This window comes from Xylanimonas ulmi (assembly GCF_004216535.1).
Lineage (GTDB): Bacteria > Actinomycetota > Actinomycetes > Actinomycetales > Cellulomonadaceae > Xylanimonas > Xylanimonas ulmi.
The window spans coordinates 2117239-2133404 of sequence record NZ_SGWX01000001.1; the positions used below are offsets into that span (position 1 = coordinate 2117239).

Sequence of the window (16166 nt, forward strand, 5' to 3'; positions counted from 1 at the left end):
ATGGCAATCACTCTCGCCGACGCCCAGGTCAACGTTCAGGACGACGTCGACTTCGCCGTCATCGACAACCTCCGCCGCAGCTCGTGGCTGATCGACCAGATCACGTTCGACGACTGCGTGAACCCGTCCGGTGGCGGCGCGACCCTCACCTACGGGTACACGCGCCTCGTGTCGGCCGCGCCGGCCGCGTTCCGTGCGTTCAACACCGAGTACACGCCCGGTGAGGCCAAGCGTGAGCGCAAGACCGTCGACCTCAAGCCCCTCGGCGGTGCGTTCAACGTCGACCGCGTCCTGGCCCGTCTCGGCGCCGCGTCGACGAACGAGGAGGCGTTCCAGTTCGAGCAGCTGAACAAGTCGATCCGCACCCGCTTCCAGGACGAGCTCGTCAACGGTGACACCGCTGTCAGCTCGGCCGGGTTCGACGGCCTGGACAAGGCCCTCGCTGGCACGGTCACCGAGTTCGGTGCGGGCGCGGTCGCTGACTGGACGGCTGTCACCCTCGGGGACGACCGCGGTCTGACGAACGACGCTCTCGACCTGCTCGACGAGCTCGTGCACGCCGTCAACGAGGGCGCGGGCGCGATCCTGACGAACGACAAGGGCGCCGCCCGGGTTCGCTCGCTGGCCCGCCGCGCCGGGTACTACACCCGGTCGGAGGACGCCCTCGGCCGCGTCGTCGAGATGTTCGGGTCCGCGGTGATCGTCGACCTTGGCGACAACGCCAACGGGTCGGGCCCGATCGTGCCGGTCGAGACCCGCACCATCGGCGAGGACTCGGTCACGGGCCTGACCGACATCTACGCGGTGCGGTTCGGCCTCGACGCCTTCCACGCCGTCAGCACGGTCGGGCAGCTCGTGCAGACGTTCCGCCCGAACTACGACGCCCCCGGCGCGGTCAAGACGGGCGAGATGGAGATGGGCCCGACCGCGGCCGTCCTCAAGTCGACCCGTGGCGCTGCGGTGCTGCGCAACGTGAAGGTGCAGTGACCATGGCGAGCATCGTGAAGGTCACTGCACCGGACGGAACGCCGGTCGCCCCGTCGGACGAGCCGGGCCTTGTCGCGTACTGGGTGCGTCGCGGCTACGTCGTCGAGTACGACGTCGCCGACGGTGTGCCGGGTGAGGCCGTGAACGAGGTGACCGGTGAGGTCACCCCGGCCGGTGAGCCGCTGCCCGTCCTCGAGCAGGACGGCGGCGACCCGCTCCCCGACGTGGACCCGAAGCCGGTCACACGCCGCCGCAAGACGGCCTGACCGGTCACACAACCTGGTGGGGTGGCGTCAACGACGGCGGGCACCACCGCATGACGCACACGCATCCGTCGAAGGCCGTTCGGGGCGTCTCGATGCCCGTGACTCCACGCCCTGACAGGGACGCGACCTGCGCCACCCCACCACACCACCGAGGAGGCCGCCATGGGCATGCCCGTCTACGCCAACCCCACCGACCTCACCGAAGGCCAGTGGCTGCCCGAGGTCCCCGACAACGCGGCCGCGCTGCTGCGTGCGGCGTCCGCGCTGCTGCGCCGCGCCACCAACGCCGCGATCTATCCCGTGGACGACGAGTACCGCCCTACCGACCCCGCACTCATCGACGGGTTCCGTGACATCGTGTGCGCCCAGGTGGCCGCGTGGGTAGGCGCGGGCATCGACCCTGTCGCCGTCCAGACTGGCGCCGCGGGTGGTGTGGTGGCGTCGAAGGGCATGGGCGGCAAGTCGATCAGTTTCGCAGGCGCGGACCAGGCTGCCGCGGCCCGCGTGTGGGCGGCCACGCATCTGGGTGTCGAGGCGCAGGACATCCTTGACGGGCTGCCGTTGACGTTGACGGTGCAGGTGATCGGCTGATGAGCGACCCGTGCGTGTTCTGCGCGATCGTCAACGGGCGGTCCCCGGCACGGTTCGCCTACACCTGGCCGGAGACGGTGGCGTTCTATCCGCTCAACCCAGTCGTGCCCGGGCACCTGCTCGTCGTCCCGCGCGGGCACGTCGCCAACTTCGCGGAGGACCCTGACGTCACGGCGACCACGATGGCGCGCGCCGCCGAGGTGGCAGCGTCACTCGGCGGGGACATGAACCTCATCACCTCGCGCGGCGAATGGGCGACACAGTCCGTGTTCCACCTGCACGTCCACTTGGTGCCACGTCGCGAGAGCGACGGCCTCGCGCTGCCGTGGACGGAGCAGCCATGAGCGACCCGTTCGCGGAGTGGCGTGTCCCTGTCACCGTGCGCGCCCTGACCGGAGAGGGCTCCATGGGCCGCACCTACGGGCCCGCGGTCACCGTGCCCGCCGTCGTCGAGCTCACGAACCGGCTCGTGGTCACCGCGGACAAGCGGGAGGTCACGGTGACGTTCACGGTGTCGCTCGACCGCATCATGCGGGCAGTCACGCCGGGGTCGCTCGTCGACGTCGGCGAGGGCGTCGAACGTGAGGTCCTGCTCGTGACACACGACGACCCCGCATCGGATGGCCGGCTGGCTGACTTGGCGGGGACGGTGCTCGCGATATGACCTCAGACCCGATGGACGTGGACGCGCTCGCCCGCCAACTACTCACCGGCACCGCGGACGGACTGACCCTCGCCGCCGAGCGGGTGCGCGCCGTCGCCGTGCCACGCACCCCGATCGAGTACGGCGACCTACGGTCCTCGCTGACCGTCGACCCCGCCGGCCCCGGCGACCGCGAGGCGACCGTGTTCTCCGACCTGCCGTACGCCGCCCGCCAGCACGAGGACCTGTCCCTGCGGCATGACGACGGGCAGGCGAAGTACCTCGAGACGGCCGCGCTCGACTCCGCGGACGAGGTGGGGCAGATCATCGCCGCACAGGTCGCCCGCGCGCTCGGCGGTTAGTCGCCGTACCGCTCCATGAAGTCGCGGCGCAGCTGCTTCGCCTCGTCGGACGTGTCGTCGGACAGGCCGCCCAGGTCGGCGCAGTAGTTGATCACCGCGGTCTGCTTGGCGTCGGCGGCCTTGATCGCGTCGGGGTCCTGCTGGCACGCCTCGAGCGCGGCACGGTACTCGTCGCCCGTCCAGGTCTTCTCCCCGCACCCGGTCAGGGTGGCGGCGAGGACGGCTGTGGTGGCGAGGACGGCGGCGGTGCGGCGGCTCATGCGTCCCAGCGTAGGTGGCGCATGTGTCACGGGTCGCGCCCAAGACCCCCATGGATGGTTGCTCAACGCACGTATCGGTGACGCATTGGCCCCGTTCCATGACGGATCGTCTCGCAATGTGTCACGGGTCTGACCTGCGGTTATGACGCTTGTGACGGATGTGACGCGTTTTTCACACCTACAGCCCTATACGCGCGCGCATGCGCGCACAGGGGGCCACCGACCCGCACACACGCGTCATCCGTCACAACCATCATCCGGAAGGAGGCGACGCCAGTGACCCTCACCGACACCGAGACCGTCTACGCCGTCGCGCAGGTCCTCGCCGACGCAGGCGTGGGGGCGTGGCGCCCCAACGGTCCTGGCTTCACCGCGGGCGAGGTCGGGATCTTCTACGGGCAGATCGGGACTACCCCAGACCGGGCGATCGGCGTCACCCGGTACACGCGCCTCGACTTCGTCCCCGGCGACCGCCACCCGGTACGAGTCCCATACCTGCAGGTGCGGGTGCGGGGCGCCACGGCGCCGAACAGCGCCGACGACCTGGCAGACGCCGTCGACGGTGTCCTGCAGGGGCTGACCCGTGTGGGCGGCCTGAACTACGTGGAGCGGGTCTCCGGCCCTGCCCCGCTGGGTCCTGACGGCAACGGCCGCCAGGAGCTGACCATCAACTACCGAGTCTCCCTGGAGGGCTGACCCATGGCCTACGACCCCTCGCTCCCCGCCGGGAGCACCCTCGGCAAGAGCTTCGAGTACGGCGTTGACGTGGACACGGCCGCGGCCGGTGTCGCGACACCGGTGTGGCAGGCGATCCGCCGCATCTTCAACGTCGTGCCGACGATGACGCCGATCACGCAGACGGCGCAGACGTACGACGACCTCGGGTCGCCGAACGACGAGGTCACCGCGTGGTCGTGGTCGCTCGCGTTCTCCGTGTACGTCAACCGCGCCCTTGAGACGGGCTCCCTGCTGCCGGAGATCAAGGCGCTGTTCGACCGGTACGGCGACAAGCGCGGCGACAAGGCGGTGGCGCATGTGCGCTGGTACCACAAGCCTGCCGAGTCGGATGCGACGCCGGACCCGTCGGACGCGTTCGAGGGCCGGTGCACGGTCGCGATCGTGCGCGGCAACGCGGGCCCTGACGGCGCGAACGAGATGTGGAACATCACTCTCACGGGCAAGGGGTATGCGACGCGCATCGAGAACCCGTTCGAGGGCTGGGTTGCCGCGGACGCCGGCGGCGGGGAGTGACGTGGACCTGTCGGGTCTGACCGAGCATCTCGCCGCTGTCACGGACGAGGCCAGCCTGCGGTTGCCGGTCGGGGGGCGTACCTATGACGTGCGCCCGCCCGACCTGGCCCGTGAGGCGCGCTGCTGGGCGCTGTGGGCGACCCGCAAGATCGAGGACCCGGAGCGACTGCAGAAGGCGGCTGACGAGGTTCTCGCCGGCGACTCATTGCACGTGCTCGCCCTCGGTAGGGACGTCGTGGACGAGATGACCGAGGACGGTGTCCCCGGTGTCCTGATCCGCGAGCTCGGGAACGTGGCCCTGGTGGCGTGGTGCCTCGGCCCGGCCGCAGCGCAACAGTACGTCGACTCACTCACCGCGTCGGCCGAGGACGGTGAGGAGTCGGGGGAAGCCTGATCGACCCCGCCACCTGGACCCAGGACGACTGGGACCGGTACGGGGTCGGGAGCAAGGACCCGGTCACTGGCCTGTACGACGACTACCGGATTCCCGCGCATGTGGTGCCGCGGCGGGCGGGCCGGGTGATCGGGTGGGCGGACATCCTGCCGCACTGGACGCTCGTGGTCGCCGACCTGGCCCGCCTGTACGGAGTTGATCTGACCGACCCGGCTGTGTGGGCCCGCCCTGGTGCGCCCATCCGCCGTCTCATCGTCGGGCTCGGTGACGAGCCGTCGTCTCGGCTGCGCGCCGCTCTTGGAGGTGACTGATGTCGACCACGCTGCGTGTCGCAACCCTGGAGACCGCGCTCACGATCAACGACGACGGGCTCGTGACCGGGCTCGCCAAGGCGAAGAAGGCGACGGACGACCTCGACGGCACCACAGCCGGCGTGGCCGTCCAGGCCGATCCCGCCGCGGCGTTGCGGGACATCGCCCGCATCGCGGACAAGGCGGAGCAGCTTGACCGGGCCCGTCCCCGAGTGGACGTGGAGGCGGACGCGGCGCGTGCGCTGCGGGACTTGGAGCGGCTCGCGGACGAGGCGAAGGACCTTGACCGCACCCGCACTGACATGGAGATCCTCGCGGACACGGAGGACGCTCACCGGCGTCTGACGGAGGCTGCGGACGAGCTCAAGGCGCTCGACGGGGACAAGGCGACTGTCACGGTCGACGTCGACCAGGTCGGCGCTGAGAAGGGGCTGGGTCGGGCTGGTGAGCTCACGGGTGAGTTCCGTGACGAGGCCATGCAGAACTTCTCCGAGGTCACGTCCTCGTTCGCTGGGGATATGCAGTCGATCGGCGACCTGGCGCAGGGCACCCTCGGCGGGTTGGCGTCCGGTATCGGTGGGCCGCTGGGCATCGCGCTCGGCGCGGCCGCGGTCGGTGTCGGTGTGCTCATCAACAAGCTGTCGACCGCGGCGGAGGAGGCGGAGGCGCTCGTCACCGAGACCGCCGAGCTCGCCAACCAGATCGTCGAGGCCGGCGGTGCGCTCGAGGCGGCTGACTACGCGTCCCGGTTCCGGGAGTGGTCGGCTGAGATCGCCGACAGCGCGAACTGGTTTGAGCGGCTCGTCGGGTTGCAGGAGGAGTCGACGACCAACCTGGACGAGCTGTCCGAGAGTGCGGGCAAGGCGGGCGTGTCCGTCGAGGAGCTCGTCAACGCGATGTCGTCGGGTGACGTCGACAAGCAGCGTGACCTGCTGGGCCGGTACACGGACGCTTCCCGTGACCTTGACGCTCAGGTCGCCGCGGCGACCGCGACGATGTCCGAGCACCTGATCACGGTGGGCGAAGCGGGTCCGGTGTACGACGAGGTGGGTCTCGCCGCGTCCCGGCAGCGTGATGCGCTCATGGACCAGAAGGACGCCCTGTCCGACGTGTCGGACGAGCTACGCGTGAACGTGCAACGGCAGGAGGACGCGCAGCGTCGGGCGGACATGCTCGAGGCGGCGACCGAGGGCGTGTCCGTCGCGCAGCTGAAGATGCAGCGGGCTGTGGACAAGGCGAATCAGGCCCTCGACGACGCGTCGGGGAAGGCGCGGGACGTCGCGCAGGCGCAGATCGACCTGGCGTCGCAGATCGACGAGACGACCCGGGTCATGACCGAGACGGACAAGAAGACCGGCGAACTCACCTCGACCGAGCTCGACCGCAAGCAGGCCCTGTTGGACCTGGCGTCGCAGATCGTCGAGACCGCGTCCGCGCAGTCTGACGCGTCGGGCAAGACGGAGGACTACAACGCCGTCATCGCGGCGAACCGGCAGGCGTTCATCGACGCCGCAGCGGCCGCCGGCATCACAGGGCAGGCGGCTGAGGACCTCGCTGACTCGTACGGGCTGATCCCCAAGCAGGTGGACACGGACATCTCGTCGAATGCCGCCGACCGCGAGGCGGAGCTCGACAGCCTGCAGACGACGATCGACAACCTGCACGGCAAGGAAATCCCGATCGAGGTGAGCACGCGTGCGGCGAAGCTCGCCGTCGACGAGCTCAACTCCTACATTGCGACGCACACGTCCGGGACGCGGCGTGTGAACCTGCCTGGCCGCGTGTCGAACGCGAACGGCAACATCCTCGAGTTCGCGAACGGCGCTGAGAACCATGTCGCGCAGATCGCGCCCGCTGGGGCGTGGCGTGTGTGGGCTGAGGACGAGACCGGCGGTGAGGCGTACATCCCGCTCGCGCAGTCCAAGCGGGCCCGTTCCGAGCAGATCCTCGACGACGTCGCGGGCCGGTTCGGGATGCTGCTGGTGCGGCGCGCGAACGGCAGCGTGGACATCCCCGCAGCCGGGCCGCGCACTCAGTCCGCCCAGGCGTCCGGCCCGACGATCATGGCGCCGATCACGGTCGTCACAGATGACCCGCGACTGGCGGCGACCTTCGTCGCCGAGCACCTGACAAGTCTGGGGGCGGCATGAGGGTGACGATCACGCCGGTGGATCGACCGCAGGACGGAGTGATCCTCGGCGGTCTGCGAGGCGCATACAACCCTGCGCTGCCTGGCTGGTTCCTGCAGCCGGACAACCCGATCTCGGGCTGGTTTGGCACGGCGTCCCCTCGCGTGGACCTGTCCCCGGTGCCGCAAGGTGACGGAGCGTACTGGCCGGCGCAACTGCTGTCCGAGCACCGGATTGTGACGATCCGCGGGCTGGTGCGCGGTGTCTCCACGATCGAAGCGGCTGCGGAGAGAGCCACCCTCAACGCGTTGGCCGGGCGTCGCCTGACCGTGTGCGTCGAGGACGCCGGCGGGCCGAGGTTTGCGGATGGGTTCGTGTCCGCCGCGCTCGACCCGACCGTGCGTGTCCTGCAGAACGGGCTGTGGTTCTCCCTGATCATCACCTGCCCTGACCCGAACAAGTACGGGTTGCCGGTGGACGTGCCCGCGGTCGGTGGTGCGGTCGGGTTCGACAACGCGGGCAACGCTCCCACCTGGCCCACGTTTGTGGTCGGTGGGCCTGTGACGGCGTTCACGGCGGCCATAGACGGTCAGGTCGTCTCGTGGGCTGGCAACGCCCCGTCAGGGGTCGTGATCGACACATACGACGGGGTGCCCCTCGACCCGGCCGGGAACCCGGCCGGTGTCCTTGTCGATGACGACGTGTTCCAACTGCCGCCGGGTGCGTCGAGTGTCGCGGTGACAACGACACCGGCGGGTGTGCCGGTGTCGTTGCGGGCGCGGGCGGCGTGGAGGTGAGCGCTTTGGCTCCCCTGCGGGTGTTCGCGTTCAACGTCGTCGACGGTGCTCCGCTCGGCCGTATCCCGTACACCGGGGCGTCGTGGGTTGGCACGCTCAACGAGTCGGGCCGGATCGACGTCACGGTCGCCTGGTCCGCGCAGGCGGCCGCTAAGGACTTGCGCGCCCGGCTGCGTCCTTGGCGGACGGCGCTCGCTGTGGTGCGTGGACGGCGTGTCCTGGCCGCGGGGCAGATTACGCGCAGGCTGTGGAAGTCGGGGCAGCTCTCCATCACGTGTGGTGGCGGGTGGACGCTGCTGACGAAGCGGCTCGTGCTCAATCACGCCCTCGCCACATCGTGGGTGGACGGCGAGGTCCTGATCGATGAGGACCACCCGGCCCCGCAGTGGGTGCTCAACCTGTCCGGGTCGCTGGGTGACATCGGGTGCGGGCTGGTTGCTGAGGCGCTCAAGTGGGGTTCGCTGCCGATCGACCTGCCCGCTCTGACGGGCGGGACCAACCAGCGCACCTACAACGGGTGGGACTTGTCGACGACTGCGCAGCGTCTGGCCGAGCTGACGGCCGTCGAGGGTGGCCCCGAGATTGAGTTCGCCCCGTACCTGACCGACACGGGTCACCTCCGCTGGCGGTTTCGGGCCGGGTCGCCTGAGCTCGTCGACACGGTCTGGCAGTGGAACACCGCCTCCCCGGGCCGCAGGGCCTCGCTGTTGAGCGTGGACGAGAACGGCGCCGACATGGCGACTGACGCGTACGGCCTCGGCGGTCGCGCCGATGACCTGGTTCTGGCCGGGCGTCGGCATACGTCCGCGCTTGCGGGTTGGCCGGTCATGCAGGTCGCGGACACTTCGCACTCGACGGTGACCGACCTGGGCACCCTGCTGGGCTGGTTGGGCGAGACGGTCGCGCGTGGGACCGAGGACCAGGAGTCGATCGAGTTGCGGGTGGGCGCGGAGTACGCGGTGCGTCCGGGCGATCACGCGGACGTCGGGGTGCGTGACCTGTACCTGGGTCGCACGGTCCTGCCGCTGAAGGTGGTCGAGGTGTCCGGGGACACGGGTGAGTGGCTGACGGTGCGCTGCCGGATGAGGGAGGGCTGATGGGCTACAACCCGCCGACGAATGACCCGCTGGAGGTCCTGCGCAGGCAGCAGGAGGCCGCGGCGCGCCGGTCGCGTGAGGCGCTCGTGGCTGGTGGCACGCAGCCGTTCCAGTCGGTGCGCAAACTCCAGGCGCAGATCGCGGAGCTGCAGGCCCAGGCGCAGGAGTTGGCCGAGCAGGCGGCGGCGATCGAGGCCGTCAACGACCAGCAGTCGGCCATCATCACTGACCTGTCCGCGAAGCAGGCCCGGATCGACGCCCTGGACCTGCAGGTGCTGCGGATGGCCGCCAATCATGCGGCGCAGTCGGGGATCACGCTCGGCACCTCGGCGGCGTCGTACGCGCCCCTGTCGTTCACGGTCCCGGCGGGGTTCACGTCGGCGATCGTGACGGGGCACTCGGCGATGGCTGTGGGCGCCTCGACGGTCAACGCGGCGCAGATGACCACCCGCATCCAGGGCGCGGACGGGCAGTTCATGAACGTCTACCCGGACCCGAACTTCGCGAACGGCGCCACGGACTTCGCGCGGACCCTGACCGGGCTGACGGGTGGGGGCGTGGTCACCGTCGAGACGCGCGCCTACAGCCAGGCGGGCGGCGTGTCCGCGTTCATCACCACGACGGCGACCGTGATCTTCGCCAAGAGCGTCTGAGGAGACCCCATGTCGACATTCGGCAGACCCGCCGCGGCGGCGGTGGCGCCGCTGATCGTGTCCCGCCATCAGGACAACGACATCATCCTGCGCTGGCGCCAGCGCGACCCGGACACGGGCGTGGAGACGCCGGTGGACCTGACGGGGTGGACGGTCACCGTGACCCTGTCCTCCCCGCAGGGGCAGGAGTGGACGTCCTGGCGGGCGCTGACCGACGTGGGCGGGGTCGTGCACATCGGGCCGACCGTGACCCTCCTGTCCGACCCGGTGTGGGCGTCACGCCCCACAGGCACCTACCGCGTCGTAGCCGTTAGCGGCGGGCGCACCGTCGTCCTGGCCGACGACCAGATCCGCATCGTCTGAGAGGCAGGACCCCATGGCGCACCAGGTCATCGACGTCGTCACCCCGTACATCTCCACGCCCGGCGCGGTGAACCCCGCGCTGCTGGCCGCGGCGACCGCGAACGCCGCCGCACTGGTCGACAACACCGTGGCGGCGCTCGCGCTGCCCGCCCAGGTCCACCAGGAGGTCGTCGAGCAGGTCACGTCGAGCCCGACCGTGATCGACGCGGCCACCGCCGCCGTGGCCGCCGCATTCACGGCCGCCGCTCCCGCCGATGTGCTCGCCGCGGTCTCCGGGGCCGCGTTCTACCGCGGCCAGCTCTCGGCCGGGTCCAGCGCCGACGTGCTGCGCCTGCGCGCCGACGTGGGCGTGTGGTCGGTCTATGACACCGCGACCGCCGAGACCATCACCGGCCTGCCCGTGGCCGCGCCCGGGACGCTGACCGTCGCCTGGGTGCGTGGGAGTGGGGCCACGTCGTCGGTCGCGATGCAGGAGTACCGCACGGTCTCTGGCGCCGCATACACCCGCGAGGCGTCGTCGTCCGGGTGGACGCCATGGGAGCGCACCTCGTGGACGCGCGGCCAGCTCTCGGCCGGGTCCAGCGTCGACGTGCTGCGCCTGGCCGAGGACGTGGGCGTGTGGTCGGTCTATGACGCCGCCACCGCCGCCGCGATCACCGGCCTGCCCCGCCCGTGGTCGGGCGCGCTGACTGTGTGGTGGGTGCGCGGGGGTAGCCTGTCCACATCCGTGGCCATGCAGGAGTACCGCACGACGGACGGCGAGGTCTACACCCGCCAGACCTCAGGGGCGGGCTGGACGCCCTGGGCGGCCCCGGGGTCGGCGTCCATCACCCGCGTCGACATCTTCCTCGCCGCCGGCCAGTCGAACATGTCGGGTCGCGGCACCCCGTATGGCGCCGACCTCGATCCGCCCCACCCGCGCATCTGGGAGGTCGGGGCTCATGCGCCCACACTGCGGGTCGCGTCCGTGCCCCTCGACATGCGCGGCGACAACCCCAACGCGGCCCTGTCCATCGCCACCACATTCGCCCGCGAGTGGGTCGCCCGCACCGGCGAGACCACCGTGGCCCTGCTGGTCCCGGCCGCCCAGGGCGGCACCGGATTCGACTCCGGCACCTGGAATTGGCGTGACCCTGACGGCCCCTGGTCCCTGACCGCGGCCATGCTCACGCAGACCGCCACCGCGATCGCAGCCGCCCAGGCCAAGTGGCCCGGCGCGACGGTCACCGTGCGAGGCATGCTGTGGCACCAGGGCGAGAACTCCTCCGGCCTCGACCAGCCCGGCTACACCGCCGCCATCGACGACCTCTTCGCCCGGGTCCGGGCCGGGCTCGGCGCCCCCGACCTGCCCATCATCCTCGGCGAACTGTCCCCGGACCGCCGCGAGGGCGCCCCCGAGCGGGTCTCCGACCTGACCATCGCCGACACCCCGGCCCGCGTCGCGCGCACCGCCGTGGCGCACTCCCGCGCCGGACTGTCCCGGGACGGAGACCTGTCGCACTACGGGCGCGAGGGCGTCACCCTGCTCGGTCAGCGCATGGCCGACGCGTACACCGCCGCCGTCGCCAACGCGGCCGGCGTCCTGGCGATGCCGCCCGGATTCGTCCAGGCGTGGCGCGACGGGACTAGCGTCCGCGTCGAATGGTCGGCGCCACTGTGCCGCGCCACCGGCTACCAGGTCGCGACGTACGACGGGACGAACTGGACCACCGCAGGTGACGACCTGACCGTGATCGGCCGCCGCGCGACCATCACCGGCGCCCGCGCCACCACCACCACACACGTGCGCATCGCCACCCTCACCCCGTCCGGGACCTCGCGCCCCACGCCGCAGATCCCGGTGGGCGCACACTCCGCCTGACCCCACTCATCCCCGGCCCCGACACCGGCAGGTGCGGGGCTCTCCCTATGCCTGGAGGCACCAGTGACCTACAGCCCGCTCACCACCGAGACGATGCCGCCCACTGGGCTCACGCTCATCAACGGCAAGCGTGTCCACAAGTGGTCGTCGCGCCCCGCCGGGACGAAGATCCGCGGCCTGAACGTGCACCACCACGCCGACACGGGCACGGGCGGCATCGACCGCCTGGTGAAGTCGAGCGCCAAGGCGTCCGCGAACTACATCATCCGCACGTCCGGCGCGCTGATCGGGTCCGTGCCCGAGGAGTACCGGGCGTGGACGACGTCGAGCGCCGCGGCCGACAACGACAAGATCACCGTCGAGATCCAGAACTCGACCGGGGCGCCCGAGTGGCGCATCTCCGACGCTGCCTGGACCACACTCGTGCGCCTGTACGCCGACCTCGCCGAGCGGCACGGATTCGCCCCGACGCGCGCCAACGTCAAGGGCCACCAGGAGTACGGCGTCGCCACCGCCTGCCCCGGCCCCTACCTGCTGCCCCGGCTCGGGCAGGTCGCCGCCGAGGCCGCCGCACTGGGTGGCGCGGCCCCGGTCGACAAGCCCGCCGCCCCGGCGCCGGCCAAGCCCGCCCCGGCACCAGCCGCACCGACCGGCCTGACCGCTGACGGATTCTGGGGCGCCGCGACCACCCGGCGCGGGCAGGCGGTGCTGGGGACCCCCGAGGACGGCGTCGTGACCAACCAGACGTCGGCGTGGCGACCCGGCAACCCGGGCCTGACCAGCGGCTGGGACTGGACCGGCAAGCCCGGTGACGGCGGCTCCCAGTTCATCGCCGCCCACCAGCGTCTGCTCGCGCAGCGTGGTCACTACAAGGGCGCGATCGACGGCAAGGCTGGCCCGCAGTACTTCCGCGCCCTGCAAGCCGACCTCGACACACCCGCCGACGGCGTCGTGTCGAGCCCGTCGCGCATGGTCATCGCGCTGCAGCAGCGCCTCAACGAAGGCAGGATCTGATGAGCACCCGCATCGTCCCCGACGACGTCGTTCTGGCCGCGAAGCGCGGCTTCTTGCGCACCACCTTCCAGGCGTACGCCGCGACGCTGACCACAGGTCTGCCCGGCGCGGCCGCGATCGTCGCGTTCGTGCAGGACGACTCCCCTGGCAAGTGGATCGCCGCCGGCATCACGATCGCGCTCGCACTGCTGTCCCCGCCCGCCGCAGGGCTGGCGTCGTACCTGTCGATCACGTCGAAGGGCATCCCCGAGGACTACCTGCCCCCGGCAGCCGTCATCGAGACGATCGCGGTTGGTGGCTCCATTCGATCCGGCACGATCGGCGTCTACCCGCCCGCAACCGCGTCTGACGACACGCCTGAGGCAGGGTGAACGCGCCGCCCCCGCCCGGCGCGCTGTCCGGTGAGGTCACCGTGGGCGAGCTCGGACGCTGGCTCAACCGCGTCGACAAGCAGCTGACCGCGCTCACCGACGAGATCCGTGAGCAGCGCGCCGAGTACGTGCACCGCACCGAGTGGGACCTATGGCGGGAGAACGCCAACCGCGAGCTCGACGAGATGCGTCTGGCGTGCAAGACGGCGCTCGACGCGGCCGCCAAGGCATCCGAGGCGGCGGCCGCGGCTGCGGGGACGGCGACCAAGGCGGTCGAGACTGCGGCGGCTGCGGCCGCGACCGCGCACAAGGCGGTCGAGGAGATGAGCGAGGACGTCGCCGACCATGAGGGCCGGCTGCGTTCGCTCGAGCACACCATCTGGCGTGCGGCCGGCGCGGCGGCCGCAGCGGGCGCTGCGGCCGGGTTCGGTCTGACGCAGCTGCTGCACATCGTGCCGTGACGCCGGATCCTCGCGACGACCGGGGCGGCTGCTGCCCGGAGTGTCTCGCCGCGGTGGCGCGGATCGTGCGTCGGCGCTGACACAACATGCGACGGCCCCCGTCCTGCTCTCACGAGCGGGGCGGGGGCGCCTCGGCGGAGAACTCAGCCGAAGGGCAGTACTCCCGGAAGCGATTGCGCGACGCGGAACGGCATCCGATGCATCTCGCTCTCGTCGATGGTGATCACGAACGCGTATGCGCCCGGGCGCTCGAACGGGTACGAGTCGATGTTGAGCGCGAACGGGATGTGCTGGGAGTCGCCAGGCATGATCCCCGGAGGCCGACCCATGTTGAACTGGGCCTCGATCTGCCCCAGGTTGTCCCCGCCCTCGGGCGCGCCTGGACCAAGCGGGAGACGTTGTCCGTCCTCCGCCTCAAGGTGGATGGTGAGACGGTGCGCCTGGTTCGTCGCGGTATAGGGCACGGCCACGGACAGCGCGATGCCGATCCGAGGAGACGCTGCGGGGAGCGCCGGAAACGAGAGCATGCTCCATCCGCCGCCCTGGATGTAGAGCTTGCCTTCTGCGGTTACAGCGGAGTCACAAAGCATGCCGTCGACTGTGAAGTCGGTGATTGATGCGCGAGCTGGATGAGCCATGTCGCACGTCCTTTCGGGGTGTCCGGAGTCGGTCTGTATGACAGACCGTACCACCACGGCACGCTTGCGTATACATTTGATCCCTAGTTGTATGACACCACACCCCGACAGGAAGGAACGCCACATGGGCACTGCAACACGAGGCTCGGTCCTCTCGCTGAGGCTTTCCGATCGCGAGCGCGAGGCGCTGCGCGTCGCCGCCGAGGCGCGCGGTACGGGCGTGTCCGAGTTGGTGCGCTCGATGGTCGCCAAGGAGCTCAGCCCGTCACCGTCTCCGCGCGGCGCCACCACGTCGGGGCAGTCAGCACCGGCAACTGTCGGCCAGGGCGTCTTCTGGCAGATGGGCACAGGCGGCGCGACGGCCTCCGGAGGCCGTATCACAACGACGTCACCGACGTCCTGATCGACGCCAGTCGACCACCACGCCCCCGGCCCCTCTCCGCTTCGGCGGGGAGGGGCCTTTCGGCGCGCCCGGGGTCAGTCGTCGGCGTCGAGCTCGGTGCGGGTGCCGATGGCGACGCCGGGGATCTCGTGGGCTGCGCGTGCGACGACGTGCCGCCACCAGCGGGCGGGCAGGTGGGCGAGGTCGGGGCGTGCGGCGTGCATGTCGGCGTCCGTGCGGTAGACGACGACGGCGGGGTCGCGGGCGTCCTGCAGGGCGGTGACGACCTCTCCGACGGCGGTCGCGGTGTCGGCCTCGACCTGTTCGACCTCCTGGCGCACGCGCAGCGGGATGGGGTCGCGGCCGGACTCCCAGCGGCGGACGGTGTCGTGGCGGACGTCGAGGATGGCGGCGAGGGATTCGGTTGTGAGGCCGAGGTACTCGCGTACGGTCTGCAGCTCGCCGCCGGTCATGCGGTCGTCGGTCATGGTGGTCCCCTTCCGAGAGGGTTGAGCCCCCACCCCTTGTTGCGGGGTGGGGGCTCGTGGTTGTCAGCGGAGCAGTTCGCGGGCGTCGGCGATGACGTCGGTGATGCTGTCGTAGGTCTCGCCGTACTCCTCGATGAGCTCGACGACCTTGGTGAGTTCGGTGTCGGAGAGGGACTGGCGGACCATCGCGGTGAGTGCGGAGGTGGTGATCATCGTCGGCTCCTTGTGCCGTCGTGGTCTGGGGCTGTTCCCCTGACCTCGTGACACTCACTCTACCCCACAGTTTGTGGGGCGACTAGTCGGGAGGGCAGGCCGACCGGGTGAAGCGCGACACATCTGTATGCCGGGAAGCCGCCTATACAGCCGAAGGGATTCCGTCGGGGATGACCACGTGCAGTCGCGAGCCGTCCGGCAGCGCGGCGTCGACGAACGGCGAGCTCAGGTCCAGGCGCCGCCCGCTCGCCTTGAGCATGCGCTCGACCAGGTCGCGCACCTGCCCCGCGGTGAGGATGGTCGTGGTCAGCTCGGGCACGCCCCCGCGCGCGACGAACACCTGGGCCGGGGAGTTGAGCCAGACCTCCTCGACCTGGGGGTCGTCGAGGTACTGCTGCAGCGGTCCGAGCCCCGCGAGGGTGTCGACGACGGCGCGCGCGGCCTGCTCGGGGTCGGCGAGGGCGGGTACGAGCCCCCGCGCGGTGCGCTCGGCGTAGTCGCCCAGCGCGTCGGACACGAGACGGTCGAGCGCGGCGCGCTCGCGCACGGGGTCGAGCCCGCGGCGGCGCACGAGCTCACGCACCTCCTGCTCGAGGATGGCTGCGGCGTCGATCACGGCGGTCATGCGGGCACC

Annotated in this window: 24 protein-coding genes and 1 pseudogene; 20 read left to right on the forward strand and 5 right to left on the reverse strand. The window is 70.8% G+C overall.

The genetic code is table 11. The annotated features are described in order from the left end of the window. The 6 genes from EV386_RS09855 (at position 1) to EV386_RS09880 (ending at position 2849) form a co-directional block, all read left to right on the forward strand. Entirely contained in the window at positions 1 to 987 is a 987-nt protein-coding gene (locus EV386_RS09855) for a major capsid protein (protein WP_130414564.1), read from the forward strand. Between the two features lie 2 nt (positions 988 to 989). Then, complete coding sequence (locus EV386_RS09860; RefSeq protein WP_130414566.1) at positions 990 to 1253, forward strand: hypothetical protein; 264 nt, start codon at positions 990 to 992, stop codon at positions 1251 to 1253. A gap of 162 nt (positions 1254 to 1415) precedes the next feature. Then, a complete protein-coding gene (locus EV386_RS09865) occupies positions 1416 to 1844 on the forward strand; it encodes a hypothetical protein (protein WP_130414568.1) in 429 nt (142 codons plus the stop codon). After that, positions 1844 to 2188 carry an HIT family protein gene (locus EV386_RS09870; protein ID WP_130414569.1) on the forward strand — a complete coding sequence of 115 codons (345 nt, stop codon included), beginning with the start codon at positions 1844 to 1846 and terminating at the stop codon, positions 2186 to 2188. The genes EV386_RS09865 and EV386_RS09870 overlap by 1 nt, the downstream gene beginning before the upstream one ends. Then, positions 2185 to 2508, forward strand: coding sequence for a hypothetical protein (locus tag EV386_RS09875; protein WP_130414571.1), 324 nt, complete (start codon positions 2185 to 2187; stop codon positions 2506 to 2508). The genes EV386_RS09870 and EV386_RS09875 overlap by 4 nt, the downstream gene beginning before the upstream one ends. After that, the gene (locus tag EV386_RS09880; protein WP_130414573.1) at positions 2505 to 2849 is read left to right on the forward strand and encodes an HK97 gp10 family phage protein; all 345 of its coding nucleotides are present in this window, start codon (positions 2505 to 2507) and stop codon (positions 2847 to 2849) included. Before EV386_RS09875 ends, EV386_RS09880 begins: the two co-directional genes overlap by 4 nt. Here the strand turns inward: EV386_RS09880 and EV386_RS09885 are convergent. Then, positions 2846 to 3109, reverse strand: coding sequence for a hypothetical protein (locus EV386_RS09885; protein WP_130414575.1), 264 nt, complete (start codon positions 3107 to 3109; stop codon positions 2846 to 2848). The genes EV386_RS09880 and EV386_RS09885 overlap by 4 nt on opposite strands. A 276-nt stretch (positions 3110 to 3385) precedes the next feature. Here EV386_RS09885 and EV386_RS09890 point away from each other — a divergent pair, with 276 nt between their 5' ends. The 13 genes from EV386_RS09890 (at position 3386) to EV386_RS09950 (ending at position 13811) form a co-directional block, all read left to right on the forward strand. Next, the gene (locus EV386_RS09890; RefSeq protein ID WP_130414577.1) at positions 3386 to 3805 is read left to right on the forward strand and encodes a minor capsid protein; all 420 of its coding nucleotides are present in this window, start codon (positions 3386 to 3388) and stop codon (positions 3803 to 3805) included. Positions 3806 to 3808: 3 nt separating this feature from the next. Continuing rightward, positions 3809 to 4360, forward strand: a complete 552-nt coding sequence (locus EV386_RS09895) for a phage tail tube protein (protein WP_130414579.1) — start codon at positions 3809 to 3811, stop codon at positions 4358 to 4360. A 1-nt stretch (position 4361) separates the two neighbouring features. Next, positions 4362 to 4754, forward strand: coding sequence for a DUF7426 family protein (locus tag EV386_RS09900; protein WP_130414581.1), 393 nt, complete (start codon positions 4362 to 4364; stop codon positions 4752 to 4754). A 125-nt stretch (positions 4755 to 4879) separates the two neighbouring features. Continuing rightward, positions 4880 to 5065: a hypothetical protein gene (locus tag EV386_RS09905; protein ID WP_130414583.1), complete on the forward strand. Its 186-nt coding sequence runs from the start codon at positions 4880 to 4882 to the stop codon at positions 5063 to 5065. Next, the gene (locus EV386_RS09910; RefSeq protein ID WP_130414585.1) at positions 5065 to 7215 is read left to right on the forward strand and encodes a hypothetical protein; all 2151 of its coding nucleotides are present in this window, start codon (positions 5065 to 5067) and stop codon (positions 7213 to 7215) included. The genes EV386_RS09905 and EV386_RS09910 overlap by 1 nt, the downstream gene beginning before the upstream one ends. A gap of 17 nt (positions 7216 to 7232) precedes the next feature. Next, complete coding sequence (locus EV386_RS09915) at positions 7233 to 7991, forward strand: phage tail family protein (RefSeq protein WP_130414587.1); 759 nt, start codon at positions 7233 to 7235, stop codon at positions 7989 to 7991. 5 nt (positions 7992 to 7996) lie between these two features. Beyond that, complete coding sequence (locus EV386_RS09920; RefSeq protein WP_130414589.1) at positions 7997 to 9088, forward strand: hypothetical protein; 1092 nt, start codon at positions 7997 to 7999, stop codon at positions 9086 to 9088. Further along, entirely contained in the window at positions 9088 to 9741 is a 654-nt protein-coding gene (locus tag EV386_RS09925; RefSeq protein ID WP_130414591.1) for a hypothetical protein, read from the forward strand. Before EV386_RS09920 ends, EV386_RS09925 begins: the two co-directional genes overlap by 1 nt. 9 nt (positions 9742 to 9750) lie before the next feature. Further along, on the forward strand, positions 9751 to 10104 hold the full coding sequence (locus tag EV386_RS09930) for a hypothetical protein (RefSeq protein WP_130414593.1): 354 nt from the start codon (positions 9751 to 9753) through the stop codon (positions 10102 to 10104). Between the two features lie 13 nt (positions 10105 to 10117). Then, a complete protein-coding gene (locus EV386_RS09935; RefSeq protein WP_130414595.1) occupies positions 10118 to 11965 on the forward strand; it encodes a sialate O-acetylesterase in 1848 nt (615 codons plus the stop codon). 63 nt (positions 11966 to 12028) lie between these two features. Then, a complete protein-coding gene (locus EV386_RS09940) occupies positions 12029 to 12979 on the forward strand; it encodes a peptidoglycan recognition protein family protein (protein WP_130414597.1) in 951 nt (316 codons plus the stop codon). Further along, positions 12979 to 13350 (forward strand): hypothetical protein, encoded by a 372-nt coding sequence (locus tag EV386_RS09945; protein WP_130414598.1) that lies wholly within the window; start codon positions 12979 to 12981, stop codon positions 13348 to 13350. Before EV386_RS09940 ends, EV386_RS09945 begins: the two co-directional genes overlap by 1 nt. Beyond that, a complete protein-coding gene (locus EV386_RS09950; protein WP_130414600.1) occupies positions 13347 to 13811 on the forward strand; it encodes a hypothetical protein in 465 nt (154 codons plus the stop codon). Before EV386_RS09945 ends, EV386_RS09950 begins: the two co-directional genes overlap by 4 nt. Positions 13812 to 13954: 143 nt before the next feature. Here the strand turns inward: EV386_RS09950 and EV386_RS09955 are convergent, their stop codons facing one another. Then, entirely contained in the window at positions 13955 to 14449 is a 495-nt protein-coding gene (locus tag EV386_RS09955) for a DUF6941 family protein (protein ID WP_130414602.1), read from the reverse strand. A 124-nt stretch (positions 14450 to 14573) separates the two neighbouring features. Between EV386_RS09955 and EV386_RS09960 the strand changes: the two genes are divergently transcribed. After that, positions 14574 to 14852 carry a ribbon-helix-helix domain-containing protein gene (locus EV386_RS09960; protein ID WP_130414603.1) on the forward strand — a complete coding sequence of 93 codons (279 nt, stop codon included), beginning with the start codon at positions 14574 to 14576 and terminating at the stop codon, positions 14850 to 14852. Between the two features lie 74 nt (positions 14853 to 14926). Here the strand turns inward: EV386_RS09960 and EV386_RS09965 are convergent, their stop codons facing one another. The 3 genes and pseudogenes from EV386_RS09965 to EV386_RS09970 all read right to left on the reverse strand — a co-directional run. After that, on the reverse strand, positions 14927 to 15319 hold the full coding sequence (locus EV386_RS09965) for an Aca2/YdiL-like domain-containing protein (protein ID WP_130414605.1): 393 nt from the start codon (positions 15317 to 15319) through the stop codon (positions 14927 to 14929). 63 nt (positions 15320 to 15382) lie between these two features. Further along, positions 15383 to 15532: a hypothetical protein gene (locus EV386_RS18305; protein ID WP_165399889.1), complete on the reverse strand. Its 150-nt coding sequence runs from the start codon at positions 15530 to 15532 to the stop codon at positions 15383 to 15385. 163 nt (positions 15533 to 15695) lie between these two features. Further along, positions 15696 to 16157: pseudogene (locus EV386_RS09970) on the reverse strand (CpaF family protein); the annotation flags it as partial. Positions 16158 to 16166: the final 9 nt, after the last annotated feature.

Excerpts from the sequence above, each read along its gene's own strand:
- EV386_RS09965 (WP_130414605.1), bottom strand. The coding sequence starts at position 15,319 with ATGACCGACGACCGCATGACCGGCGGCGAGCTGCAGACCGTACGCGAG.
- EV386_RS18305 (WP_165399889.1), bottom strand. The coding sequence starts at position 15,532 with ATGATCACCACCTCCGCACTCACCGCGATGGTCCGCCAGTCCCTCTCC.
- EV386_RS09875 (WP_130414571.1), top strand. The coding sequence starts at position 2,185 with ATGAGCGACCCGTTCGCGGAGTGGCGTGTCCCTGTCACCGTGCGCGCC.
- EV386_RS09870 (WP_130414569.1), top strand. The coding sequence starts at position 1,844 with ATGAGCGACCCGTGCGTGTTCTGCGCGATCGTCAACGGGCGGTCCCCG.
- EV386_RS09860 (WP_130414566.1), top strand. The coding sequence starts at position 990 with ATGGCGAGCATCGTGAAGGTCACTGCACCGGACGGAACGCCGGTCGCC.
- EV386_RS09865 (WP_130414568.1), top strand. The coding sequence starts at position 1,416 with ATGGGCATGCCCGTCTACGCCAACCCCACCGACCTCACCGAAGGCCAG.
- EV386_RS09910 (WP_130414585.1), top strand. The coding sequence starts at position 5,065 with ATGTCGACCACGCTGCGTGTCGCAACCCTGGAGACCGCGCTCACGATC.
- EV386_RS09855 (WP_130414564.1), top strand. The coding sequence starts at position 1 with ATGGCAATCACTCTCGCCGACGCCCAGGTCAACGTTCAGGACGACGTC.
- EV386_RS09960 (WP_130414603.1), top strand. The coding sequence starts at position 14,574 with ATGGGCACTGCAACACGAGGCTCGGTCCTCTCGCTGAGGCTTTCCGAT.
- EV386_RS09930 (WP_130414593.1), top strand. The coding sequence starts at position 9,751 with ATGTCGACATTCGGCAGACCCGCCGCGGCGGCGGTGGCGCCGCTGATC.
- EV386_RS09945 (WP_130414598.1), top strand. The coding sequence starts at position 12,979 with ATGAGCACCCGCATCGTCCCCGACGACGTCGTTCTGGCCGCGAAGCGC.
- EV386_RS09885 (WP_130414575.1), bottom strand. The coding sequence starts at position 3,109 with ATGAGCCGCCGCACCGCCGCCGTCCTCGCCACCACAGCCGTCCTCGCC.
- EV386_RS09955 (WP_130414602.1), bottom strand. The coding sequence starts at position 14,449 with ATGGCTCATCCAGCTCGCGCATCAATCACCGACTTCACAGTCGACGGC.
- EV386_RS09895 (WP_130414579.1), top strand. The coding sequence starts at position 3,809 with ATGGCCTACGACCCCTCGCTCCCCGCCGGGAGCACCCTCGGCAAGAGC.
- EV386_RS09880 (WP_130414573.1), top strand. The coding sequence starts at position 2,505 with ATGACCTCAGACCCGATGGACGTGGACGCGCTCGCCCGCCAACTACTC.
- EV386_RS09935 (WP_130414595.1), top strand. The coding sequence starts at position 10,118 with ATGGCGCACCAGGTCATCGACGTCGTCACCCCGTACATCTCCACGCCC.
- EV386_RS09925 (WP_130414591.1), top strand. The coding sequence starts at position 9,088 with ATGGGCTACAACCCGCCGACGAATGACCCGCTGGAGGTCCTGCGCAGG.